The organism is Sphingobacterium multivorum, from assembly GCF_900457465.1.
GTDB lineage: Bacteria > Bacteroidota > Bacteroidia > Sphingobacteriales > Sphingobacteriaceae > Sphingobacterium > Sphingobacterium multivorum.
The window spans coordinates 288,213-310,529 of sequence record NZ_UAUU01000008.1 but is presented as its reverse complement, the minus strand read 5'-3'; the positions used below and the strand labels follow the sequence as shown (position 1 = coordinate 310,529).

The following is a 22,317-nucleotide window of genomic DNA, read 5'->3' as shown; positions in this document are numbered from 1 at the left end:
AAATTAGGTGGATCTGAGCGTTGAAAATTGTATAAAACGCTCATTTTGGTTCTTCAACAGTTCTTTTGGTGAAACACCAGCAAGTTTCTTGACTTCTTTAATAAAATGGGATTGATCGGCAAAGTTTTGTTGTGGAAACAATTTGCCTTCTTGATGTGCTGGAAGGAAGCACGGAAGCGGATAATATTGCAATATGCTTTTGCTGTAATCCGAACTGCTGATCGAAATAACGGTTGATCTGCTGCCGACTCCAAAACGATTGTGCTGCAAGTTCTTTGATTGTAATCGCCCCGTTTGATGTATAAATAAGGTCGAACAGTGTTCGTTCCTGTTGTCAACTTCACGTGGCAAAAGTGACTGTATTTTTTTGTAGCTTTCGCACAGAATAAATCAAAGTCATTCAGGTCGTCGGCACTAAAGTTCAAAATTAGGAGGCGAGAGGCTTGCCCTGTCCACCAAGTTGGCGATGCTGGTCTGAAAAACAGATTGGATTGCAAGCGGGTTAAAACTGATGGCGTAAGTCTGTCGCAAAGGCGCAATGGTCGCCGCCCCGGCTTAGTTTGGATGCCCAAAAGCGTCATGTGGAAAGGCTCTGTTGCAGATTGCGTAAAAAATAGATCAACTCTTCCGTCAGGCAGTACCACAACTTCTTTATCACAATCCGATTGATTTTGTAAAAGCCAAAAGCTGTCAACAAAATCCGCTAACGGCCTGTCAGTTTTACTGCCTGATATTTTAATTCATTTTCCATTGCTTTAGTGAGTTTGTGCGCAATAGCCTTCCCCGCTAAATTCAATATGGCACATCCGGTGAAAAGCCCCACACGTTCAATCAAAATTACGGATTATTGTATAACCACACACGAAATAGATCAAATACCAAGCCTATTCGGATGACGATAGCGGCGATCCGTGTTTTTCATTTACAAATGCTTTAAGCTCTGCCATTTTTCCATCTTCGAATCGCCAAATGTCGCAATAATCGAAATGCTCATATTTTCCGGCCTTATTTCTCAACCGAATTTCTCCGGTCACCATAACAGAATCGCCTTCCTCAATCGATTTTTCCACATTAAAAACTGGTGGTTCCTGATAGAACTCTTTCATATAAGCACGGACTTCTTCTTTTCCATGGAGGATACGATCCCCTACAAAGACCCATTTCGTGTCTGCAGTACAATAAGCTAAGAAGCTTTCATAATCTCCCTTTGCTATAAATTCATTGGCTATCTGTAATATTCTTATATTTTTCATTTTTATCAATTTGTTTTGAATCATTAATTTTTGTCGGTCTACAAGCATTAGATCTTGTGATGGATCAGTATGATACCCCGTTAGTTTATAAAACCACACAGAGGAACATGTTGTTTTAAACAATGAAATAAGATATATTCAATGCTACGACGAACTGTAGAGATTAGGATTTAAGTAGGACATTCGATAATTGTGAATTAGATTTATTCTTTACTCATTGTCGTCGTTTATCAACCATTTTCTCAAAAGCTCCAGCACCGTTTTCTTAACAAAAGGCTTCACTGCAAAATCGTCCATTCCACACGAAATGCATCGTTCTTTTTCTTCCTTAATATTGCTTGCAGTCAATGCTATAATTGGTGTATGCATCCTACCGTCCTCATTTTTCCTAATCAATTCAGTTAACTCATATCCATTCATTTCAGGCATCTGTATATCCATGAATACCAAATCAGGCCTATTGTCCTTAAACAATTCAAATCCCGCGAAACCATCGACAGCCTCTATGATTTCAGCATTGGGAAGAACATTCTGTACAATGGTTCTGGTGAGCAACATACTAAATTTATTATCTTCAATAATTAAAATCTTGTATTTGCCTTCCAAAAAGAGCGTTTCTTTTTCAGCATATTTGATAGATCCTTCATTCAGCTGTAGCGCAGCAACTAATGTTGAATACAGTTGATCTACTTTAACTGGTTTGTTAATACAATGAATAATATTGCTGCTTTCAGCAATAAGGGCTGGGTTGGTTTCAAGCACTGATAACATTAAAACTACGGGCTGTCCAACTCCTCTGTAAAGTAACTTTTCCCTGATTTTTTTTACAGTATCGATACCGTTCATAATAGGTAGATCATTGTCGATAATAATCGCATCATACCGTTCTCCTTTAGTCAACAATTGAAGAACTTCAAATCCGTTATCGGCCAACGAGACATTAACTTTCTTCATCTGCAACATCAATGCAATATTTGCTCGTTCGGCATCTCGCCGGGCGAGTATCATAATATGTAAAGATTCTAAAAGTTTCCATTCATATACATCCCCTTTTAGAGATCTCAATGTTATTTCAAAATAAAATTTGCTACCTTTTCCGTGTTCACTTTCCAATTGTAATTTACTGTCCATCATTTTTAGCAATTGGTTGGAAATGCTAAGTCCTAGCCCTGTTCCTCCAAATCTTTTACTTATTGACGCGTCTTCTTGAGAAAATGCTTCAAATATCTTTTGCTGTTTATCCGGTTTAATACCGATTCCGCTGTCCGTAACACAGAAGCGAAGCGTCGTGGAATTTTCGTCCGAAGATAGTACATCAACATGTAGCGCAACACTTCCCTTTTCCGTAAATTTTATTGCATTACTTAAAAGATTCATGAGCACCTGTTTGAGACGAAGTGAGTCAACCCAAACATAATGTGGTAGTGATTCTGATAAATTTACCCGAAAATCTAATTTTTTGGCTTTCCACTGAAAATCAATCAAACTTGCCACCTGAGCAAACATCTCATACAGATCATTTTTTTCAATAGAAAGCTCCAATTTGCCAGCTTCAATTTTAGAGAAATCAAGTATATCGTTTATGATACTCAAAAGAAGATTAGCAGACTGATCAACAATGGAAAGATACTCTTTTTGTGTATCGTCTAGTTTTGTTCGACTCATCAAATCCGTAAACCCTATAATCCCATTAAGAGGTGTACGAATTTCATGACTCATATTGGCGAGAAACTCTGACTTCGCCACGCTACCTTGGTCAGCAAGCTTTTTAGCTTTCTCTAACTCTTCTCTTTGAAGTACAATCTTCGTGATGTCTGTGGCAATGCCAAGATAACCTATAATCTGACCAGAAATATCACGCATTGCAGTAACGGCAAGAGATACATAAAGTTGCGTAAAATCCTTTTTTATATAAATCCACTCTCTTTGCTCGTATCCGTAGCGCTCCGCTATTTCGACGAACACTCTAAATTCACTAATCGGATAGCCAAATTCAATTTCAAGTTCCTTCGCGCGATCTCTAACTTCTCTACTGCTATGAAATAATGTCGGCGTAATTTTACCGATCACTTCTTCACTTTTATACCCCAATAAATTTTCTGCACCCCGGTTGAAAAGGGTTATCACCCCTTCTGCGTCAGTTGCTATGATAGCAACGGCAGTAGTGGCATTCAAAACATCTTCAAGCATTTTCTTAGAACGTATCGATTCCGCTTCAGAGCGTTTACGCTTATCGATATCCTGAAAAGTGCCATATAGTCGAACACATTTACCCTTTTTAAAAGCTGCTTTGCCCAATGCTCTAACCCACAACCTTGTACCCTGATAGGTATCAATCTCTAATTCAAGATCCCAAGATGCTCCCGTAGATATTGCGCAATTTATAGCCTGAGCAATTTTCATTTTATGTTGAGGATCCTTGTAAAACTCTATTGCTGTTTCAATAGATGGACGATAGTCCTTTGGGACCCCATGAATAATCTTGGTCATTTCAGACCAATCGATATAATCATCAACTAAGTCATACTCCCAGCTCCCTACTCTGGCAACCTGACTGGTCATGTCTAGTGTAGACTTCACATATTCCAACTTACTAGTTAACTGGAGATGCTGGTTTTTCTCTTGAAGTAAATTAAGAACTTCTATACACAATAATGAAAGAAGAGTCCGTTGACTATCCGTAAGCTTGTTGGGGCGTCTATCCATAACGCTTAAAAAACCAATTATTTTTCCGTCGTAACCGATTAACGGTGCCTCATAATAATACAGTATGCCAAAATTTTGGAAAATAACTGAATTGCGCTGCGATTGAGGCTCAGTGCTAACGTCTGGAATTTCTAGCGTGCCGTTGACATCAAACAAATAGTCGAAAAATACCTTATCGATACTTACATTGCCATCGACATCATGAAAATAAGTCTGTACAAAATTTTGACTGTTATCAAATAAAGTCAACACTGCAATTTCCGTATTACATATTAATTTAGCTTTAAGGAGCACTCCAAAAAGATCTTTTTTAATCATATCAGCGACCAGCTTATAATTATTATCCATGATAAGAGGATGGCTGTTATCGTTTTTGGGGTATCTTTGATTGTGCATAAAGTTATAATATGCTATAGAAATTTAGTTTATAACAAAACAACAATTTTATTTGAATAGTTTTTTAATAAAAAAAGAATTAATTCAAATTAAAATATGTTAGATAAACAACCTTGAATCGAGAACTTAAGGTTGTTACTATCTGTTATTAACCTTATTTATGAAAAGTATTGTTATAACAAGGGACGTTTCTCTTTCTTTTGATCTTTATACAAAAATTGTTTATTCATTCTCTAGTTCGTTGATCAGGCGAAATGTCAAGTTGATCCTTGCCCTCATCTTTTGCGTAGATTTTGCGATTCGATGTTCCCATGTCTCCTGCAAATTGCCTTTCATCAACAACAGAGCACCATGGTTCAGTAGCAACGAATACTTCTTATTATGATCGTCCACTTTCCTGAAATCAAAATAGCGTGCTTGTCCCAGACTCACCGACCCGATCACGGGTCTATTGCCCAATTCGCTCTCGCGATCGCGGTGCCAAGCGACTGAATCGTTGTTGTCGCGATATAGATTGAGCAAGACGGAATTGAATGTACAATGAAACCGCTGTTCAATCCGCTCCTTCAACGCCTTTAATGGGATAAGCCATTCGTTCACGGCTATAATTTTTCCGGCCATTTGATAAGTAGCATTTTCGTCGCCATACCAGGCGGTCAAGCGAGGAGTCAATATCGTTCGGTCGTACATTATTTTGGATGTCTGCTGCCAGGGAACTTCTTTCAGCAGGAAATCAAACAACTGATTAGCTTCCTCCTGCGTAAGGAAGTCCGGTTCAAAGTTCAGGAGATCTTCCGGAAAAATATATCCTTCATGTTGAAATAAGCTAAGCTGATCCATGGAATAATGAGCTAAAATTTATACGATTTTCCGAAGCATCAAAAACCTATGCCTGCAAAGAAAGAACAATCCTCGCTGCAGAGCGTTTGCGATTTTAGGGGAAAAGTTTTGCTGATTATTTCGTTTTATAGCTATTAGAATTGTCCTTTATGAGTTTCCAACCAAATGCGGTTTATGGACGTTATTCAACAATAAAAAAATGGCAAATAACGAGCTATCGCCATTTTTTTAATCCTGACGTTATTTAACCAGTGTTGCTTCCAGTTCTACCTTCAAAGTTTCAAACAATGTCTTGACTTCCAAAACTGTACTTGTTTGCTTCACTTTATTTTTAGTAATCCAATCCTGAATTACATCAAAGTTTTCAAATAGCGCTGTAGAATCGGTCGTGTAGATATTGAGGCGAACGAGATGTCGAGCTTCATATCCACTTGATTGAATAACTTTTCCAAGATTTTCAATAGTATGAAAAATCTGCGTTCTCATATCAGCAGTGCTCGATACGCCATCATCACTAATAGCACATTGTCCCGACACATATAAGGTTGAATTGGCATGTTTAATTTCAACAGCCTGCACATAATTTCTGGCTTCCTGCCAGTTCCAAGGATTGATTATTTTCTTTTCCATTTCCGTAAAATTATTATGGAGCAAAGCTCAAAATATTTTTACATTCATCTGTGTGACAAACCTCACAATTAAATAAAATCAAGAAAACAGACGGCTTAATGTCTCCCTGGATACGCCTAGGTAAGAAGCAAGCAACAATTTTGGAATCCGTTGCAGCAAAGCGGGATTTCTTTTGATCAGCTGCTCATATCTTTCCTTTGCTCCCGAGGTTAAAAATGATAAGATCCGTTGCTGTGACCCGATATGGCCGGCAATTGATTTACGAAGGAAAAAGCGTTCCATCTTTTGAAGCCTATTGCACAACCTTTCAAAATTTTCCAGCGATAGACAAAGTAATTCTGTGTTCTCAAGACATTCCAAAGTAAATGAAGCATTTCCGCGTGTATAAAAGGCCGAAACATCGGTTTCCCACCAGTCTTCCATTGCAAATGAAACAATATGTTGCTTAGCGTCATCGTCTGTATAATAAAATTTAAGAAGACCAGACAATACAAAGTAAATATAGTTTACGGTATCGCCCTCCCTAAAAATACATTCCGACTTTCTATACTGCCGTTGAATAAAACATGCTTTTACCAAGTCAAATTCATCTTCAGTAAGTACAACGACTTTCTCTATATGTTCTTTTAACAGATTATATTTATCTTCCATTAGATTGTAAGTACCATTTACTGCTGATTACAAGTGTTAAAACTTCCATTGTAAAATTGACTAAATGAAGTGTTTTCTCAAAAACGCTGATACAAATCCGCCGCGGAAAAAATAGTGCGGAGAGTTTAAGTATTCGTAAAAATTATTTGAATTGAGCTCTATATTGTTGTGGACTTTGTTTGGTTTTTAATTTAAACAATCTGCTAAAAGATTGCGGTTGTTCAAAACCTAATTCAAATGCAATTTCAGAAATGCGGAGAGCTGTGGTAGATAACTTATTCTTTGCCCGATAAATCATTTTATCATGAATGATTTGCTGGGTGTTTTGACCGGTAAGATTTCGCAACAGATCGATTAAATAACTCGCTGACATATGCAGCTGATCAGCCAAATAATTCACAGTAGGAACTCCTCCACTCAGGACCTTATCGCTATTGAAATAATCCTCCAACAATTGATCAATACGCTCGGCAATACTTGGATAGTTTTGTTTTCGGGTCAGAAACTGCCTGTTATAAAATCGTTGGGCATAATTAAGCAACAGTTCAATCTGGGCGATGATCACATTGTGGCTCATCTCGTCTATACGGTTCTCAAGTTCTTCTTCTATATTTCTGAAAAGTGATAGAATGGTTTCTTTTTCTTTGTTCGAAAGGTGCAACGCTTCATTGGTAGCGTAGGAGAAAAAGTGATACTGATGGATCTTTTGGGCTAACGGATAGTGCAATAAAAAATCAGGATCTATGAGCAGCGTGATCTGTGGGCGAAGTATGCTTTGTTCTCCAGTTTCCTTCTGCTTATCCGTTTCTATAGCAGAGAGAATCTGCTGAGGAGCAACAAAAAACAGACCGCCCTCTTTAAAATCAAATTTGGTATGGCCATAGATTAGTTCCCCTCCGGCATCTGGTTTAAAAGCTATTTTATAATAGTTCAACACATGTGATTTAGGAGGAGCATGACCTTCAAGTGGCTTGTCTACCCCATTCAACAAAACAATTAAGGGATGCTGCGGCGGCGGAAAACCTGATGCCTGCATGACATCGGCCAGCGTATTAAATCTTTTTACGGAATGATTCGATTTTTTGGAAACCATATTATAAAAATTCTAGGTTACAAGTTAAACAATATTCGCTTTTCCTCACAAAAAAGAAAAGCGAATAGATCGCAAGATTGTTACCGACGACATAGATCACTAGCCTTGGGCTGCTTGAGAAATCGCTTTCCAGGTTTCCCATTCCTGGAGACGCTCTGAATAAATTTGACGGATAAATGGCAGATCATTTTTACCCAAAAGGAATCGCAACGGTGGGTTTTCAGCATCTACAACAGCAAATAGCGCATCGGCAGTGGCACTAGGATTTCCCCGCTTCATCGTTTGTAAATTTTTCATCACCTGACTTTTCAAATCATCATAATCCGGTAGCTTTTTGCTGGCTATTTTCAGTGATTCGGTGCTGCCAAATTCGGTATTGTAAGCCCCAGGTTCAATCAGCGTTACTTTGATGCCAAATGCCGCAACTTCTTTAGACAAACTATCGTAAATAGCTTCAAACGCAAATTTCGAAGAACAATAGTACCCGATTAGGGGATTGCTATAAATGCCGACAGCGCTGGATGTCCCTAAAATATGGCCATGCCCTTGGGCTCGCAGTATGGGTAATGCTGCCTGAATCACATGGATAGGTCCGATAATATTTGTTTCATACATGGCTTTTACCTCATCAGTGCTACTCTCTTCAATGGTCCCCACTAAAGAATACCCTGCATTATTGAGCACAATATCCAATCTGCCAAAATACTGCTTGGCTTGGTGGATCGCATTTTGCACTTGGGAGCGATTGGTTACATCCACTTCAAGAACCAGAACCTGATCGCCATACGTTTCTTTTAACGCGGCAATACTATTTATATTACGTGCTGTAGCTGCCACCTTGTCGCCACGTTTCAAAGCGGCTGCTGTCCATATTTTTCCAAATCCTCTTGAAGATCCTGTAATGAACCAAACTTTTTCCTTTTGCCTATTTTCCATTTTTAACTAATATTAATATGAATGCAAAGTTGCTTCTAAAATGGATTTACTTACGTTGCCATAATGAGGATAATCCTAACCAAAATAAAGAATTACGGGCTACTGGAATTTAGTATCATGGTATTAGAAAATTTCTCAACATGTTTTCAAGGCTGTGAAACAGCCTTGGGATGATCTAGAAAAAACATTAGTTGTACAGCAAGATGAAGTAGCTAAAGGCAATATCTGCAAAAGGCAACCCGACATATACAATAAATATCCCAGGTTCAAGATTTGCTACCATATAGTAAAAAAGGCCGGAATAGTCCGGCCCTGATATATAGTTATGATCCCAATAATGGGATAGTCGGTTTCAAAAAATGCTGGCTTGACAAAGTGTAAATCAAGCCAGCAAAAGCAATCGTCTCATTTTTCGTATTAGGAACAACCAGAATGCAGTATTCGTTTGATCTTTTATAAAAAAGCCGAGCATCTGACTTAAGCCTCTTCCCTGTTACCCAAGAGCGCACTGGTACGAAACCCTTTTAAAATCATACCCTTATGTCTTTTGAAGAACTTGTTGATATGGCTTTCGTCTGTAAATCCAAATTCATAAGCCAGCAAAGCGGATGAGCTTCAGGCTCAAAAAAAACAGTTACATGCCTGTTATTTCATGTCAGTCTATTCAAGTGGTCGCGATATGCAGAAAATAGCATCCTTATTGGAAAATGGTATTTTAAAACCGCACATTTCGCATGTTTTCGGTTTCGACGAGATGGCAAAAGCTCATCTACAAATCGAAACCGGCCGTACCGTCGGAAAGGTAGTGGTTACCTTATAAAACGGTCAGCGATGCAAAAAATCGAGATCACCATATACTATAATCCCTGCTGGTCTTTAACTGGTGGCTAATGCTAAGACTCGTCTTTGGTATTTTTCACCAGACCGATACCGGCAAAAAAGAAAATCAAAGCTAATACGCCCACTACCCCTAAATTGGTGTACGTAGTGCTTTTATTGATGAGTTCATAGCCTGTATAAATTAAACCGACAATACCAAGAATAGTCAGTATTGTTCCGAAAAAGCGTTTTACGTTCATAAATACTCGTTTAAAGTTATTGATTTTTAAAAATGAAATTTATTTATAATATTTATCCACTATACTTTTTAGGTTAATCCCTTTTCCCAATACAGGTTTAAAAATATCTCCTTCGCTCTGCATTCTTTCAATCGCGTTTAAAATATGAAAATCGCTTATTTTTAACCCTTTTTTCACTTCGTCCCAATGGAGTGGCATAGACACTGTCGCTCCTGGCTTGGGGCGGACAGAATATGCGGCTGCAATGGTCGCATGTGGCCTGTTCTGCAAAAAATCAAGATACATTTTACCTTTGCGGTCTTTTATGGACCGCTCTAGACTGGTGAATTTAGGAAGCTCATGATGGACTAGCGTGACAATTACCCGGGCAAACTCTTTAGATTGTTCGTAGGTATATTTGCCACCGAGTGGTATATAGATATGAAGCCCTGTAGAGCCACTGGTTTTGCAATAGCTAGTCGCCCCCATATCATCCAATATGCTCTTTGTGACCTGAGCAGCTTCAACAACCTGATCAAACGAATTTTTGTCCGGATCAAGGTCAATTATACAAAACGACGGATTTTCAGGCTTTTTAACCGTACTGCTCCAGGGGTTCATTTCAATGCAGCCGAGATTCGCCATATAGAGCAATGTGGCTTCGTCCTTGCCCACAAGATAATGACGGTCCTTTTCATCTGTTTCACTGTGGTAGAGATAGGTCTCTGCCCATTCCGGCGCCGTATCAGTCACGTTCTTAAAATAAAAACCTTCGCCTTCAATGCCATTTGGAAAACGGTTCATGCTCTGCGGCCTATCCTTAAGATAAGGCAATATAAATGGAGCAGCCTGATAGTAATAATTAATGAGGTCTCTTTTGGTTATTCCCTCTTTCGGCCAAAACACCTTATCTAAATTGGTAAACTTTAGTTCATGTCCATTTATCTTTTTGACCTGGGTTTTATCCGTCGGATTTAATAGCGTTTTCCGCGGCCCTTTTACTCTGGGTGTAACAATTTTATCTTCCATATCGTCTACCATTTTTTCTGTAGGAGTTTCCTCCTCAAGAATTACTTTCTTGGCACTTTTATCTTCGCGCATTCCGTCAAACGAAGGATGCCGCATAATACCGTCGCTGGTTAATTCCGCAAAGCTCACCTCACAGACAAGCTCCGGTTTAAGCCATGTCACGGTAGCATGTGGCGGATTTGGTCTGAAACGCGAGGGCTTATTGACATCAGGTTCTTCAGAAAAAGGTGCTTTGTTGATAACAAGCGGTTTAAATAGCTTCATCATTTCTTTTTGAAGCTTATCATTAAAGCCAGTACCGACTTTTCCGGTGTAGATCAATTTTTTTCCTTCATAGACGCCTACAAGAAGGCTACTAAACTGCTTACTTGAATCATCATTCAGTGTATACCCGCCTATGACCACTTCCTGTCTTTTGTTTGCTTTAATTTTAAGCCAGTCCTTAGAACGATTATGGATATGATAGGTGCTATCTTTACGCTTCGCCATAATCCCTTCCAAGCCAAGCCTTTTAGCCTCCTCCAGAAAATGTATTCCGGAAGTTTCAAAATGTTCACTGACCAGGATACTGTTGCCTTTGGGAATGATTTCTTTTAAAATTGCCTTACGCTCGAGCAATGTCAGGTCTTTCAGGTCCTGTCCCTGATACCAAAGGATATCGAAAACGTAATAAACCAGATCGCCATCCGCTTCACTCCGCCAATTTTGGAGCGAGCCAAAATTGGCCGTGCCGTTTCCACCTAAAACGACAACTTCCCCATCCAAGATGGCATCTAATTTCAGCTCCTTCAATTGATCATAGATGGGATAGAATTTTTCATTAAAGCTCTTGTCATTACGGGATTTTAGTTCCAACTCACCTTTATTCATAAAAGCTACTGCGCGATATCCATCCCACTTGACTTCATAGATCCAGCCCTCATCATCAAAGGGTTTATCGACCAAGGTAGCGAGCATAGGCTCGATATGGGAATAGAATCTTTGTTTTGGCGCATTTTTTAAAAGTGCCTGAATATTCGTTTTCTTTTTGGAAGTCGCCGTAGGAACAGCTTCAAGCTGATCATTGATTAGCTCAGATGCTTTGTTTTTTGTTGAACGCTTATCTTTTACCGTACTGTCTTTTTTGATAATATGTTTACCATAAACCTGATCGGGTGATTTTTCCATCTGTGGAATTGTCTTGCCTGAGATCACTGATTTATCTTTTGTTGTAATATCTTTCTCACTGGCATATTTATCGTCTAGTTTCATGAGCAGCCACCCGTTATCTCCACGTCCGTGGGCTTTAACAAGAGCGAACTCTCCTTTTAGCTTTTGACCATTGAGCTTAAATTTAAGCTTGCCGGAATAGAGCTGATGCAACAGGTCTTTTTCTTGTTTAGCTACTTCCTTAAGGCCACTTTCAGCTGGCTCATACGTCCCTTCATCCCAGACGATCACGGTACCGCCACCGTATTGACCTTTGGGGATCACCCCTTCAAAGTCTCGGTAATCATAGGGATGATCTTCTACCATCATAGCGAGGCGCTTAATACTAGGATCCATAGAAGGCCCTTTTGGTACTGCCCAACTTTTCAGAACACCATTCATCTCAAGACGAAAGTCGTAATGTAAATGAGAGGCATCATGTTTCTGCACAACAAAGCGTAGTTCAGTCCCACTTGGCTGTCCCCCAAACGGTTCCGGGGTTTTCTCTTCAGAACGCTTTTCACGATATTTCGATAGTCCCATAGCTATTTATTTACTTTACCCCATTTTCTCTATAACACAATAGTAGCATGAAAAAGGTTTAAAATATTTCCCTCAAAATGTTGTTCAACTGTTTATTACTATTCATCATTTTGCTTCACAATAACATCTGCTGTATTTCTACCTAATTACAGTTAGGAAAAATTTGAGCGAAAAAGAACATAATAATCTTTGGATTTGACAGCCCGGGACCTGTTCAAAGGGATTGTACAGCATCGGTTAATATAGCGTTTACTGTCAAATTCTGTAAACAATGAAGCTAATCTTCATGAATTGAATTAACTTTACAAACGACAGCAATTTATCCATCATGAAGTTAGAACTATATCAAATAGATTCCTTTACAGAAGAAATTTTCCGGGGAAACCCAGCCTGCGTGGTACCGTTAAAAGAGTGGTTACCCGATGAGACACTGTTTAAAATTACACGTGAAAATGCTGTGGCGGAAACGGCCTTTTTCATAGATAACGGTGATACAATCCATTTAAGATGGTTTACACCTGAAATTGAAATGGACCTATGTGGCCATGCAACCTTAGCGACCGTCCATTGCCTGGTTAAGCACCTAGACTATCAAAAAAGCAAAATTGTTTTTGAAACGCAAGTAGGTGAATTAACTGTTGATATAAAAGACGAAGTTTATTATATGAATTTTCCATCCAGAATGCCACAGCCTTCCGCACTGCCCGACGTTATTAAAAACTCGCTTAACATCCAACCCAAAGAGACTTATAAATCAAGAGATTATGTTTTACTATACGAATCTGAGGAAGAGGTCAGAAACATCCACATTAACAGATCCATTTTTGATCTGATTAATCTTGATCCCGGAGGTGTGGTCGTCACAGCAACAGGAAACGACAGTGATTTTGTATCTAGATACTTTACACCGCAATCAACGATCCTCGAAGATCCCGTTACTGGGTCTGCCTATTGTTCCCTTATTCCGTTTTGGGCATCAAGATTGGGCAAGGATACTCTTTTTTCCCGTCAGCTGTCTGAAAGAGAGGGGCAACTTTATTGCGAAAACAAAAACGATAGAGTGATCGTGGCCGGTAAGGCCCGTACCTATTCTCAGGGTTTCATTTGGATCGATTAACGATCATTGCTTTAGAAGTACATCGTTAAAATGCTGTAATAAGAATAAAAAAAAACAACTTTAATCCAAACAGGAAAAAGCGAAGTGATCATAGCTTGTTAACCGATTACATCATTTTAATTCACTAAATTTGTAATATGGACAATAAGGTTATAGATAAGGTCGCATTGATCAGCATTTCGGATAAAAAAGTGTTGACGGCACTTTCCAAATCAAAGTCAAAGCTCTATTTGCCAGGAGGCAAAAGAGAACCTAATGAATCTGACATAGAATGTCTGAAGCGAGAAATTAAGAAAGAACTCAACGTTGAGGTCCAAGAAGATTCGATCCGTTATTTTGAGACCTTCCAAGCCCCAGCCGATGGCAAAGAGGCTGATGTAATCGTGAAGATGACCTGCTATTTTGCGGATTATTCGGGCACACTACAGGCAGCAAGTGAAATCGATTCATTTGAATGGATAACCCTCAGTGATGTTGGCAGAACCTCTGCCGTCGTCCGACTTATATTGGGAAAATTGAAAGAACTAGACCTGATCAACTAGTGCCTACCGGAGCTGCTGCGACTTTAATGGGCTTAGGATAAATACCAAGTTGTTTGAAAGTTTGTGCATAGCTCAGTAAAACAGTGAGATAAAGACAAAAAACCTTGAGGGGGGATCTCAAGGTTTTTACTACCTGTTATTAACCTAATTTATGAAAAGTATTCTTATAACAACGGTTGATTTGCTTTCGTTTTATTTTTTGTAAAAAAAGGCGTAGTTAGCTTCTCGAACATGGTTTTACCTTCACCCCCCATGTCCCTTTAACAACGAAAAATAACATAAGCGAAAATTATATCCTGCGCGATGTTTTAATCATTCTACCGCAATAGTTTCTTGATGAATTATAGCCCCATAATGATCTCGCTTGACATATCTATATACTCCTTTCGGAAGGTCTACCTGTAGCGAATCCTTTTTAGAAAGTGACAAGTAAACTGGAATAGCTGTTTTATCCAATTGATATTCCTTTTCATGATAAATGTAAATGGCCGATGTGCCTGATTTGGTCGAATCAGTATTCGGTATACTATAGCTGCGGTTTAAATCTTTTGCTCCAATTACTATTTTATCGCTATTCAGATTATTTGATAAATACAAGTCATAACCATTCAATATCTTGCTCTCGATAACATATACCAAATCATTAACATCGTTAATAGATAAAAACTCACATGTGTCCTAAATAAATTTTAGGAGTCGTTTTCTGTGTTACAACCATTGATTTTTTGCTCATTTGAATTTTGACCCCTACTTTTCATTCCGTGAAGATGTTCAGCTGTCCATTTTTTCCTTTGACCGGAGGCCTGACAAATGGATCATCTATCCATTTCCAGATGTTTATTTTCACGAAGATATTCATTCTGATAAATGCCACAAGATTGGAAAGATTCCAATCATATTTGGCCTTCTTTTGGAGGTACTTTAACAGTAATATGCCGATCAGTGAAGTCCAGATCTGTATCATCACTGCATTTTCAGAAGTCCCTATGAATGTCGATACTTTTAAGCGCTGCTTTAGATGCTTGAAGAAGACTTCGATATGCCAGCGTTGTTTATAGATGTTTGCCACCAAAGAAGCCTTCCATTTAGTATTATTGGTCAAAAAGTGGTACTCATTACCAGTGGTGCTGTCCCAAAAGTGGACCAGGCGTAACGGTTTGGAATTGTATTTATTGCAGGCAGCACCGGAAAGCTCAATGATCTCATCTTTAATGATTCCCTTTTCCAAGAGTGCTTCACTCTGATATGATTTGATAACCTTGTAATTCATGTTGGTTTTACTCCTGGTAACGAAATAACAGCCCCTGCTGTCCAAATCCCCAAGCCAGCTGTAATCCACGTAGCCACGGTCCACTACCACCACGCTTCCCTTAGAAAAACTGTAACTACCGGCCCGCTGGCTCTCATGTACTTTTCCATCGGTAATCTGCATAAAAACAGGCAGGCAGCCATCATAATCCAGAACGGTGTGCAGTTTTACCGCACCTTTGGTGCTCCTGAATTTAGCCCAGTCAAATACAGATAGACATAAGGGGATGATGCTGGCATCCATCAGATATACTTTACGCTTTAGCTGACCAAGATCTTTGCGAAAATGGGTGTCCTTTTGCCAAAGCCTATCCAAAACAGAATAGTAAAGATCTTTGAAAAGTTCATGGGTACGGTGTGTGTTGATATAGGATATATTAGACTTACTTGGAGCTCTTACTACACCTAAGTGGTTCAGATTACCAGTGGTACTGCGTAAACCGTTACTAATATCACGAACCGAATCTGCCGAGGAAAAATGACAGAAAAGCATACTGACTAGATGCGTCCAGCTGTTGATCCCTTTCTGATGTTTGTCACTTTTGTGCTTTGAAACCAAATCTTTGAATAATTCGCGGTCGATAAGAGATAAAATCTGACTAAAAACGTTTAAATTTATCATGGCGGTGTGTTATAATTTTGCGATTTAAATATAGCAACTTTGCTATATCTAAACACCGCCACTTTTTAAACGTTTAGGACGCAAGTGATCAAAACTTAACTTGATTAATTGTGTAAGGGTCAATTTTGCTTAGTTTCTTAAAATATTGAGCCATACTTTTGATTTCTCCGATATCTCCTTCTTCAATATGTCCTCCGCCAGCTAATACGATAAGTTTAACTTGATTTTTTGTAACGATTTCACTTTTTCTAATCAGATTTTTAGCTTGCTGTAGATCTCTATTGATTGTGTTTTCAAAATCTTCATAGCCTATTACTTTTAAGCCGTAAATTCTTGCTGTTCTGATGAGATTCGCCATATTAGGATCCCTGGTGTAAAATCCGCTCTCAACGTTTGGAAATCCCAGCTTATTATTCGGTCATCATCCTCGGATAGACCTTCTAAAGCAAGGACATTAAAGCCTTCTTTGTAAAGTTTTGGCAGTAAAAGATTGATTAACAAACGACAACGTGGTTGTAAATGATTCTCATTAAACATAACCACTCGATGTTCCTTAATTTTCTCTACCAGTTGGTCAATGGTAATAGCTGTTTTTTCGACTGACTGTTGTTCTTGTTTAGTTTCGTTATCATATTGAACACTTTCACCAAGAAACGAACGATATGATTTTAATAGCTCGTTGGCAAATTGGCTATCTTCATTTTGCAGAACAAGTTTTTCCAGCGTATCTCTTGTAGACAAATAATTCGCATATCCATTATCTTTAAAAATTGATTCAGCTATATTATAATAATCTGGTTCTTGAACGGGCTTCTGCTCGACAAATTTCTCTCCGTAAGCCAAGGAATTGTAGGACGTTTTTATGCTATTTAAAACATCTTTAACACTTTCTTGCATATCGGTGATTTCCGTCCTAACTTCACTGATCAAAAGAAATGAGTCTCTGTGGTATGGGATCGCGACACGACTTATTACATTATCTCTATTTTTCTGGATACTACGATAATAAACACATTTATACATAGACGTATCTGCAGTGAACTTAGAGACATCTAAAGAAGTTTCCAAACTGCCGACAAAATACATTGGATTTCTTGTCACATCATATGTACCCCAAAAAACAATATTTTTTGATGGAAATTTTATCTTTCTTTTTCGAAAATAGACCTGACATCTTTTAAATCTAGATACTTAGATCCAAAGTTTGCGTTCCCATAGAAGTCAATCTTTAGTCCTAAAGAATCATTTGTCAATTGATTCATTGCCCCTGGAGAAACCTTATTTAAGTTAGCTATTGGTATATTTACTGTTGTGCAGCTCGAAAGAAAAAAAAAGAATACCAAAATCTTACAGTGTATACTAAGCTTGGTATGGATCATAATGATAAGATTTTGGTTTAAATATCTATTAGCTATGTGTTGGATGAAGAATTACTTCCCTCTTAATGTTTCAAAGCTTTTCACTCTAATATAATAAAATACACTAATAAAGAAAGTATTTTTTTAAAACTGGATAAGAAGACAACGTATTGCTATTATAATAAATTAAATACTTCCCTTTGTTTTTACACAATAATTATTGATCTTAATCATAATATTTTGACGGAAAAAAAGATATGGATTGGATTACACGTGAAAGACCAAAGATCGATAGGATTGCTTGTCCATGGCTGATAAAGCGTTTTATAAATCCGGACGCAAAAATAATATATGCCCCCCTAGATACGGTCTTTGAAATTGCTAAACAAACGAACGCCATTCCGTTTGATATTCCTGGTGTAGAATACAGTCATTATGCAGACGAGTGTACATTTGACTATTTCCTTAAAAAACATGAATTAAACGATCCGGCATTAAAACGAATTGCTGCAATTGTTCGTGGTGCGGACACGGATAGACATGATTTAATGCCACAATCTGCAGGTCTCGAGGCGATTTTTTCAGGTCTAGCTTACAATATCAAGGACGACAATCAGCTTTTGGAGATCGGAATGGTCATTTATGACGGCCTTTATAGCTGGGCTCAACACCTCTACCGACTGAAACATAGCAATGAAGGGCCAACTGAGGTTTTGCTCCTTAAAATCTATCACGAACATTTAAATGATAAGCAAAAAGAAAAAAATTGCCTATCTGACAGGTTTTTCTGATCAAAGTCATTTCACGCGCATTTTTAAAAAATTTACAGGAAGTAATCCTTCAGAATATAGGAGGAAATCTTTTAAAAAGTAAGGAATATACAAAATAGTAAAATTTATTCTATTTTGAGATGTTACGTATTAGTTATACTTGCTTTTATAAAGCAGATATTATGAAACTAAACCGATACCACTCCTCTTACCATAAAACTTTTTGTGCAGCGATCATTATTATACTCTTATCATCATTACATTTAAGAGCCCAACAACCGAGCAAACTAGTTGCTTATGTTGGTATAGTAAACCCCATTGTTTCCCTATCATCTGGTACGATAACGCCAAATTTTAAAGATAGCTATCAGGTAGGTATGCCGACAGGTATCAATATACTTAGAGAAGGACACTTGGGATTTTCACTGGAAATGGTTCCCTACATTAAAATAGCATCCGGGAACAGCAAAATGAGCAATTTCTTGTTCCATCCGGGCGTATTATTTCCCATCGGAAAGGAATTCACATTTATCGCTAGGGCTGCATTTGAAACTTCCGGACGATATGGGCTTACACCGGTATTAAGCAAGGTCATAACACATGGTCAGGCTGGAAAACTTTTTCTAGCAACTCCCTTCCCAGTCCGATTTGGCAATGAACAAAAAATTTCTATTGCTGCTGCTTTTCAATTCGGATATATATTCTAAATCGAATCGTGATCGATTAAAATTCCCAAATGAACAACAATAGTGGTGTTCATTTGTTGCAAGGGATAGTTTATTGTTTATACGTAGTAATATTTTCAAAATATAATAGATCAGGATGAAAAATTTTAGAAACTTAACGTCACGCAGAACGCTATTGAAAATGGGATTGCTCCTAACAGGCAGCGGACTAGTTGGTCTTAAAACAGTTCGTGCGTTTTCTACGACCACGTCGAATACGGCCTGATCTCACCGAGGCTGAAATCCAAGGAATTGAAAAAGCTTTAGGAAAGAAAGGAAAATATAACGCAAAAAGAAGTTACACATAATACCAGTTTTCCCCGTAATAATCTAGCTGTGACCGTCAAAGGTAAGGATGTTTCTATATCTTTTGGCTTTGGAGGATGGGCTGCGATAAAGAGGACCATGGATGGAAAGAGTGCTGTGCTTATGAGTGATTGTGTTCTACTTCAGGAAGAAGTAAATCCCCTTATTACTGCTGCCTTGAATCAGGTCTGGAAGTTGGGGCAATCCATAATCATTTCTTTTATGAAGAACCCCGAATCTTTTTATATGCACATCTACGGTATGGGGGAACCAGTCGAATTGGCTCAGAAATACGCAACAGCTATCTCAAACACTAAAATAGCTGTTGGAAATCAACCAGCACCACTGAATCAAAAACAAGATCCAGGGGATAAGATATTTAATGTTACCGAATTAAATAACATTATCGGTCATGAGGCCGCGATAAACGGCTCAACAATCAAATATACCGTAGGACGATCCGATTTAAAAATTATGGCAATGGGAGCCGAAATGACATCATCGATCGGTTTAAACAGTTGGGCGTCATTTACCGGATCCGAAAACGAAGCCTATATTGCTGGTGACATCGCAATGTTAGACCATGAGGTCAATCAAGTTATCAGTACTTTAAGGAAACACCATATCGAAATTGTAGCAATCCACAACCATATGCTTGGAGATGATCCACACATGATCTTTCTTCATTACTTTGGAGTCGGTCCTTCTAGGGAGCTGGCACTAGCTTTCAGAGATGCACTTCTTGTACTCGGCAAAAAATCGCATGGGCATAATCATTAATCGAATTAATTGATCTATACGCTCCATTGTACTTTTGATAAGACGTGGTGTAATATGCGCTCATTATATACGGCAACGTTAAATTTGACTATAGGATGTTCGTTAATCTATCTTTCTGTAAATAGCGGTAGGTCCATCCATTGCATCGATTGATAGGATCAATTCTTCTGAACTAACGGAATAAATCTGTGGAACGCCATCTTTGACATCATCATATATGATATACGATTCTTCCCTTCCCTGTTATTTTACTTAGCTTTCTTTCAATGGAATACAGCCCCTTTTTTGTCGTGTTGTTACCCGTCATGAAATAATAATCTTTCACGCCAAATTGTACAATTTTACCATTTCCTTTATCAAAATTTTCCCGCTGCCCGGTAAATCCATTTATGGAAGCTTTTATCTCCCATTTACCAATAATTGATGCCATTTGGCAACTTTTCATCTTTACTGCAGGAAAAAATTACTGCAATTCCGACGACTAATAATGTAACTAATGCCGATCTTCTTTTCATCTCTTTGCCAGATTTATTGATTAGGTTATACTTATTCCAAAGAACGTATTTAGATTATATAATGCCTACAGTTAATTCATTGAAAATATTGGCTATTCTTTCTCTTTCTTCCTTTTAATAAAGACCTGGCATCAAGTATATTTGTTGAATACCAATCGTTCAGCTTACCAATTGGCTTCTCCATCAATAATCATATCCAAGCGCTTCAAGCCGCTAACTTTCACGAAGCCGAGCACAGCGGAATAATATTAAGTTACTTAAAACTTCTAAGGCAACAAGATGTTTCCAGTCTTTCTTTGGGACAGTTATGACAGTGGATACGATATCTTGATATGGCTTCAAGGCCAATCGATATTGAATCTACGAAGATATCCATTTTCAGGATGTTAATCTTTAGATAATCATCGCAAAAACTGTATTTCAAAAAAGAGTTTTATACTGTCTATTCATTTGTAATTCCCTACTTGACGAGTCTGTACTGGAAGTTTACGAATTAAACCACGATACACATTTGGCCGCAAATTGCTCAAACTTTCGGTCCGTATTTCGCATGACCGGGCCATGACCAAAGCATATCATAGAAGGATTTAATCCTGCTAACTTTTGGAGCGATCTGATGTTTTGCTGTTGATCCGACGTGAATATTTTTGGAGGAGCCCTAGGCCAGGCACTGTAGTGAGCAGGTTCATATTTGTAGCAGCATCCCCGATTATCAATACACCATCCCGCTCACGGAATAAAGAAATATGACCGGCTGAATGGCCTGGAGTTTCTATGACCCGAAGTTTCCAATGCTATCATTTTCAACGAGTGTACCATCGACTTTGTGGCCCTGCCCCGCCCAGTATTTTTGTTGAAGTTTTGCTAACCAATGTTTGGGATTTGGATAGTCATTAGTTACCATACCTGTTTAAGTCCTAAAAATTTCATTTTCATGGCAAAGTAAAGGTATTCCAAATTCATCACATAGTTGATCACTACAGCCCTGATGGTCTGCATGGGCATGCGTAAGCACATGTTGATGGACGGGTATTTTCTGAAGGACTCCCTTCACCGTATTATATGAACTGCGTATCCCACAATCAACCAACACACCCTCTACTATATAGCAGTTGATACTATTTCGTGGCATCAATGGTACATGAAAAACTTCTTGGGCAATTTGATGTAACATAGCTTTTTTTTGCAAAACTATGGCACTCTATAGAAATAAATAAGGACATTTGTCCTATAATACTTTGGCGCGATGTATTTGTCCCTTCGCTCTTGTAAGAGATCGCTGCGTGATGCCCAGATATGAGGCGAGGTCTTGTGTCGCTATGCGCTGAACGAGCTTTGGTTCATTCGAAAGGAAATGATGATATTTATCGAGCGCTGACTTATTATTGTAATTCAGGAGGTATTGTTCCTTTTGGATATATTCCCGTTCCATCACAGCTTGTATAACCTTGTTCCAAGAAGTCACTCGACCAAGCAGATATTGATAGTCAGCATAGTTTATCCGATGAATTATACTATCTTCTACAGCCCTGATACTCCTTCTGGATTTTTCCTGAGCGACAAACTCTGGGAATGAAGTTACAAACTCGTTTTCAAATTTGAAACAGGTTATATTTTCTCTCCCCTCCTTGTCGACGGCATATGCTTTTACCGCACCACTGGATATAAATCCAATATGACGACAGGGTTCGTCCGCACGAATAAAAAAATCACCCTTTTTCAAATCGTGTGGTTTGAAGAACTGAACAGAAAAATTCACTTCGTCAGCTGACAGTGTTCCTATCGAGAATAGATATTTTATTAGTGCATCCGTCATATTATCATATTGTGTCTTCTATTGCTGTTCTTAAAAAGCTCGGGGTCCCATACCAAATCCTGCATGCAAAATTAACAATAATCGACTATTGAAAAAAGTTGCTCTCTTTGTTCGGATTTCTCCACCTACCTGTGT

The 22,317-nt window shown here is 38.4% G+C and carries 25 protein-coding genes and 2 pseudogenes; 7 read left to right on the top strand and 20 right to left on the bottom strand.

Annotation, left to right across the window (positions count from 1 at the left end):
* Window positions 1-3: 3 nt before the first annotated feature.
* From DTA23_RS28850 to DTA23_RS09780, 9 genes and pseudogenes are all read right to left on the bottom strand, one after another.
* Complete coding sequence (locus DTA23_RS28850; protein ID WP_256603285.1) at window positions 4-351, bottom strand: helix-turn-helix transcriptional regulator; 348 nt, start codon at window positions 349-351, stop codon at window positions 4-6.
* A gap of 251 nt (window positions 352-602) precedes the next feature.
* A pseudogene (locus DTA23_RS31065) lies at window positions 603-734 on the bottom strand (helix-turn-helix domain-containing protein); the annotation flags it as partial.
* Window positions 735-884: 150 nt separating this feature from the next.
* Window positions 885-1,253, bottom strand: coding sequence for a nuclear transport factor 2 family protein (locus tag DTA23_RS09810; RefSeq protein ID WP_112374817.1), 369 nt, complete (start codon window positions 1,251-1,253; stop codon window positions 885-887).
* A 210-nt stretch (window positions 1,254-1,463) separates the two neighbouring features.
* A complete protein-coding gene (locus DTA23_RS09805) occupies window positions 1,464-4,355 on the bottom strand; it encodes a response regulator (RefSeq protein WP_112374581.1) in 2,892 nt (963 codons plus the stop codon).
* Window positions 4,356-4,577: 222 nt separating this feature from the next.
* Window positions 4,578-5,195, bottom strand: coding sequence for an alpha-ketoglutarate-dependent dioxygenase AlkB family protein (locus DTA23_RS09800; RefSeq protein WP_112374580.1), 618 nt, complete (start codon window positions 5,193-5,195; stop codon window positions 4,578-4,580).
* A 240-nt stretch (window positions 5,196-5,435) separates the two neighbouring features.
* Window positions 5,436-5,825, bottom strand: a complete 390-nt coding sequence (locus DTA23_RS09795) for a RidA family protein (protein WP_112374579.1) — start codon at window positions 5,823-5,825, stop codon at window positions 5,436-5,438.
* 78 nt (window positions 5,826-5,903) lie between these two features.
* Window positions 5,904-6,476, bottom strand: a complete 573-nt coding sequence (locus DTA23_RS09790; RefSeq protein ID WP_112374578.1) for a Crp/Fnr family transcriptional regulator — start codon at window positions 6,474-6,476, stop codon at window positions 5,904-5,906.
* 142 nt (window positions 6,477-6,618) lie between these two features.
* Window positions 6,619-7,569, bottom strand: coding sequence for a helix-turn-helix domain-containing protein (locus DTA23_RS09785; RefSeq protein WP_112374577.1), 951 nt, complete (start codon window positions 7,567-7,569; stop codon window positions 6,619-6,621).
* A 99-nt stretch (window positions 7,570-7,668) separates the two neighbouring features.
* Complete coding sequence (locus DTA23_RS09780; RefSeq protein WP_112374576.1) at window positions 7,669-8,505, bottom strand: SDR family NAD(P)-dependent oxidoreductase; 837 nt, start codon at window positions 8,503-8,505, stop codon at window positions 7,669-7,671.
* 640 nt (window positions 8,506-9,145) lie between these two features.
* On the opposite strand from DTA23_RS09780, the pseudogene DTA23_RS09770 reads away from it, so the two are divergent.
* A pseudogene (locus DTA23_RS09770) lies at window positions 9,146-9,325 on the top strand (zinc-binding dehydrogenase); the annotation flags it as partial.
* 73 nt (window positions 9,326-9,398) lie between these two features.
* Here DTA23_RS09770 and DTA23_RS09765 read toward each other — a convergent pair.
* Together DTA23_RS09765 and ligD are read right to left on the bottom strand one after the other, a co-directional pair.
* Window positions 9,399-9,584: a hypothetical protein gene (locus DTA23_RS09765; protein WP_112374575.1), complete on the bottom strand. Its 186-nt coding sequence runs from the start codon at window positions 9,582-9,584 to the stop codon at window positions 9,399-9,401.
* 39 nt (window positions 9,585-9,623) lie between these two features.
* Window positions 9,624-12,323, bottom strand: coding sequence for a DNA ligase D (ligD, locus tag DTA23_RS09760; RefSeq protein ID WP_112374574.1), 2,700 nt, complete (start codon window positions 12,321-12,323; stop codon window positions 9,624-9,626).
* 328 nt (window positions 12,324-12,651) lie between these two features.
* On the opposite strand from ligD, the gene DTA23_RS09755 reads away from it, so the two are divergent.
* Both DTA23_RS09755 and DTA23_RS09750 read left to right on the top strand, forming a co-directional pair.
* Window positions 12,652-13,440 carry a PhzF family phenazine biosynthesis protein gene (locus DTA23_RS09755; RefSeq protein ID WP_070568473.1) on the top strand — a complete coding sequence of 263 codons (789 nt, stop codon included), beginning with the start codon at window positions 12,652-12,654 and terminating at the stop codon, window positions 13,438-13,440.
* Between the two features lie 137 nt (window positions 13,441-13,577).
* Window positions 13,578-13,982, top strand: a complete 405-nt coding sequence (locus DTA23_RS09750; protein ID WP_112374573.1) for an NUDIX hydrolase — start codon at window positions 13,578-13,580, stop codon at window positions 13,980-13,982.
* A 312-nt stretch (window positions 13,983-14,294) separates the two neighbouring features.
* Here the strand turns inward: DTA23_RS09750 and DTA23_RS09745 are convergent, their stop codons facing one another.
* The 4 genes from DTA23_RS09745 to DTA23_RS09730 all read right to left on the bottom strand — a co-directional run bounded on the left by DTA23_RS09745 (window position 14,295) and on the right by DTA23_RS09730 (window position 16,842).
* Window positions 14,295-14,621, bottom strand: coding sequence for a hypothetical protein (locus tag DTA23_RS09745; RefSeq protein ID WP_112374572.1), 327 nt, complete (start codon window positions 14,619-14,621; stop codon window positions 14,295-14,297).
* A 115-nt stretch (window positions 14,622-14,736) separates the two neighbouring features.
* Window positions 14,737-15,912 carry an IS4 family transposase gene (locus tag DTA23_RS09740; RefSeq protein WP_112374444.1) on the bottom strand — a complete coding sequence of 392 codons (1,176 nt, stop codon included), beginning with the start codon at window positions 15,910-15,912 and terminating at the stop codon, window positions 14,737-14,739.
* A gap of 88 nt (window positions 15,913-16,000) precedes the next feature.
* Window positions 16,001-16,270: a hypothetical protein gene (locus DTA23_RS09735; RefSeq protein WP_112374571.1), complete on the bottom strand. Its 270-nt coding sequence runs from the start codon at window positions 16,268-16,270 to the stop codon at window positions 16,001-16,003.
* Window positions 16,231-16,842, bottom strand: a complete 612-nt coding sequence (locus DTA23_RS09730) for a hypothetical protein (RefSeq protein WP_146753051.1) — start codon at window positions 16,840-16,842, stop codon at window positions 16,231-16,233. The genes DTA23_RS09735 and DTA23_RS09730 overlap by 40 nt, the downstream gene beginning before the upstream one ends.
* A 685-nt stretch (window positions 16,843-17,527) precedes the next feature.
* Between DTA23_RS09730 and DTA23_RS09720 the strand changes: the two genes are divergently transcribed.
* From DTA23_RS09720 to DTA23_RS09710, 4 genes are all read left to right on the top strand, one after another.
* A complete protein-coding gene (locus DTA23_RS09720; protein WP_239468887.1) occupies window positions 17,528-18,061 on the top strand; it encodes a chromate resistance protein ChrB domain-containing protein in 534 nt (177 codons plus the stop codon).
* Window positions 18,015-18,143, top strand: coding sequence for a helix-turn-helix domain-containing protein (locus DTA23_RS28845; protein WP_239468888.1), 129 nt, complete (start codon window positions 18,015-18,017; stop codon window positions 18,141-18,143). Before DTA23_RS09720 ends, DTA23_RS28845 begins: the two co-directional genes overlap by 47 nt.
* Before the next feature lie 79 nt (window positions 18,144-18,222).
* Entirely contained in the window at window positions 18,223-18,747 is a 525-nt protein-coding gene (locus DTA23_RS09715; protein WP_070568796.1) for a hypothetical protein, read from the top strand.
* A gap of 300 nt (window positions 18,748-19,047) precedes the next feature.
* Window positions 19,048-19,851 (top strand): LppY/LpqO family protein, encoded by an 804-nt coding sequence (locus tag DTA23_RS09710; protein ID WP_256603499.1) that lies wholly within the window; start codon window positions 19,048-19,050, stop codon window positions 19,849-19,851.
* A 211-nt stretch (window positions 19,852-20,062) separates the two neighbouring features.
* Here the strand turns inward: DTA23_RS09710 and DTA23_RS09705 are convergent, their stop codons facing one another.
* From DTA23_RS09705 to DTA23_RS09695, 5 genes are all read right to left on the bottom strand, one after another.
* On the bottom strand, window positions 20,063-20,281 hold the full coding sequence (locus tag DTA23_RS09705; RefSeq protein ID WP_112374566.1) for a hypothetical protein: 219 nt from the start codon (window positions 20,279-20,281) through the stop codon (window positions 20,063-20,065).
* A 681-nt stretch (window positions 20,282-20,962) separates the two neighbouring features.
* Entirely contained in the window at window positions 20,963-21,112 is a 150-nt protein-coding gene (locus DTA23_RS30310; protein ID WP_370445089.1) for a hypothetical protein, read from the bottom strand.
* Between the two features lie 26 nt (window positions 21,113-21,138).
* Complete coding sequence (locus DTA23_RS28840; protein ID WP_256603274.1) at window positions 21,139-21,270, bottom strand: hypothetical protein; 132 nt, start codon at window positions 21,268-21,270, stop codon at window positions 21,139-21,141.
* 6 nt (window positions 21,271-21,276) lie between these two features.
* Window positions 21,277-21,540 carry an MBL fold metallo-hydrolase gene (locus DTA23_RS27575; protein WP_204991211.1) on the bottom strand — a complete coding sequence of 88 codons (264 nt, stop codon included), beginning with the start codon at window positions 21,538-21,540 and terminating at the stop codon, window positions 21,277-21,279.
* A gap of 54 nt (window positions 21,541-21,594) precedes the next feature.
* On the bottom strand, window positions 21,595-22,182 hold the full coding sequence (locus tag DTA23_RS09695) for a Crp/Fnr family transcriptional regulator (protein WP_112374565.1): 588 nt from the start codon (window positions 22,180-22,182) through the stop codon (window positions 21,595-21,597).
* Between the last annotated feature and the right edge of the window lie 135 nt (window positions 22,183-22,317).

What these genes read in the sequence shown, in the direction of transcription:
- ligD (WP_112374574.1), bottom strand. Translation starts at nt 12,323, where the DNA reads ATGGGACTATCGAAATATCGTGAAAAGCGTTCTGAAGAGAAAACCCCG.
- DTA23_RS09755 (WP_070568473.1), top strand. Translation starts at nt 12,652, where the DNA reads ATGAAGTTAGAACTATATCAAATAGATTCCTTTACAGAAGAAATTTTC.
- DTA23_RS09790 (WP_112374578.1), bottom strand. Translation starts at nt 6,476, where the DNA reads ATGGAAGATAAATATAATCTGTTAAAAGAACATATAGAGAAAGTCGTT.
- DTA23_RS09720 (WP_239468887.1), top strand. Translation starts at nt 17,528, where the DNA reads ATGGATTGGATTACACGTGAAAGACCAAAGATCGATAGGATTGCTTGT.
- DTA23_RS28845 (WP_239468888.1), top strand. Translation starts at nt 18,015, where the DNA reads ATGATAAGCAAAAAGAAAAAAATTGCCTATCTGACAGGTTTTTCTGAT.
- DTA23_RS09695 (WP_112374565.1), bottom strand. Translation starts at nt 22,182, where the DNA reads ATGACGGATGCACTAATAAAATATCTATTCTCGATAGGAACACTGTCA.
- DTA23_RS09810 (WP_112374817.1), bottom strand. Translation starts at nt 1,253, where the DNA reads ATGAAAAATATAAGAATATTACAGATAGCCAATGAATTTATAGCAAAG.
- DTA23_RS09705 (WP_112374566.1), bottom strand. Translation starts at nt 20,281, where the DNA reads ATGGCATCAATTATTGGTAAATGGGAGATAAAAGCTTCCATAAATGGA.
- DTA23_RS09750 (WP_112374573.1), top strand. Translation starts at nt 13,578, where the DNA reads ATGGACAATAAGGTTATAGATAAGGTCGCATTGATCAGCATTTCGGAT.
- DTA23_RS09765 (WP_112374575.1), bottom strand. Translation starts at nt 9,584, where the DNA reads ATGAACGTAAAACGCTTTTTCGGAACAATACTGACTATTCTTGGTATT.
- DTA23_RS09800 (WP_112374580.1), bottom strand. Translation starts at nt 5,195, where the DNA reads ATGGATCAGCTTAGCTTATTTCAACATGAAGGATATATTTTTCCGGAA.
- DTA23_RS09785 (WP_112374577.1), bottom strand. Translation starts at nt 7,569, where the DNA reads ATGGTTTCCAAAAAATCGAATCATTCCGTAAAAAGATTTAATACGCTG.
- DTA23_RS09805 (WP_112374581.1), bottom strand. Translation starts at nt 4,355, where the DNA reads ATGCACAATCAAAGATACCCCAAAAACGATAACAGCCATCCTCTTATC.
- DTA23_RS09795 (WP_112374579.1), bottom strand. Translation starts at nt 5,825, where the DNA reads ATGGAAAAGAAAATAATCAATCCTTGGAACTGGCAGGAAGCCAGAAAT.
- DTA23_RS09735 (WP_112374571.1), bottom strand. Translation starts at nt 16,270, where the DNA reads ATGGCGAATCTCATCAGAACAGCAAGAATTTACGGCTTAAAAGTAATA.
- DTA23_RS09715 (WP_070568796.1), top strand. Translation starts at nt 18,223, where the DNA reads ATGAAACTAAACCGATACCACTCCTCTTACCATAAAACTTTTTGTGCA.
- DTA23_RS27575 (WP_204991211.1), bottom strand. Translation starts at nt 21,540, where the DNA reads ATGTTACATCAAATTGCCCAAGAAGTTTTTCATGTACCATTGATGCCA.
- DTA23_RS09740 (WP_112374444.1), bottom strand. Translation starts at nt 15,912, where the DNA reads ATGATAAATTTAAACGTTTTTAGTCAGATTTTATCTCTTATCGACCGC.
- DTA23_RS09780 (WP_112374576.1), bottom strand. Translation starts at nt 8,505, where the DNA reads ATGGAAAATAGGCAAAAGGAAAAAGTTTGGTTCATTACAGGATCTTCA.
- DTA23_RS28840 (WP_256603274.1), bottom strand. Translation starts at nt 21,270, where the DNA reads ATGGTAACTAATGACTATCCAAATCCCAAACATTGGTTAGCAAAACTT.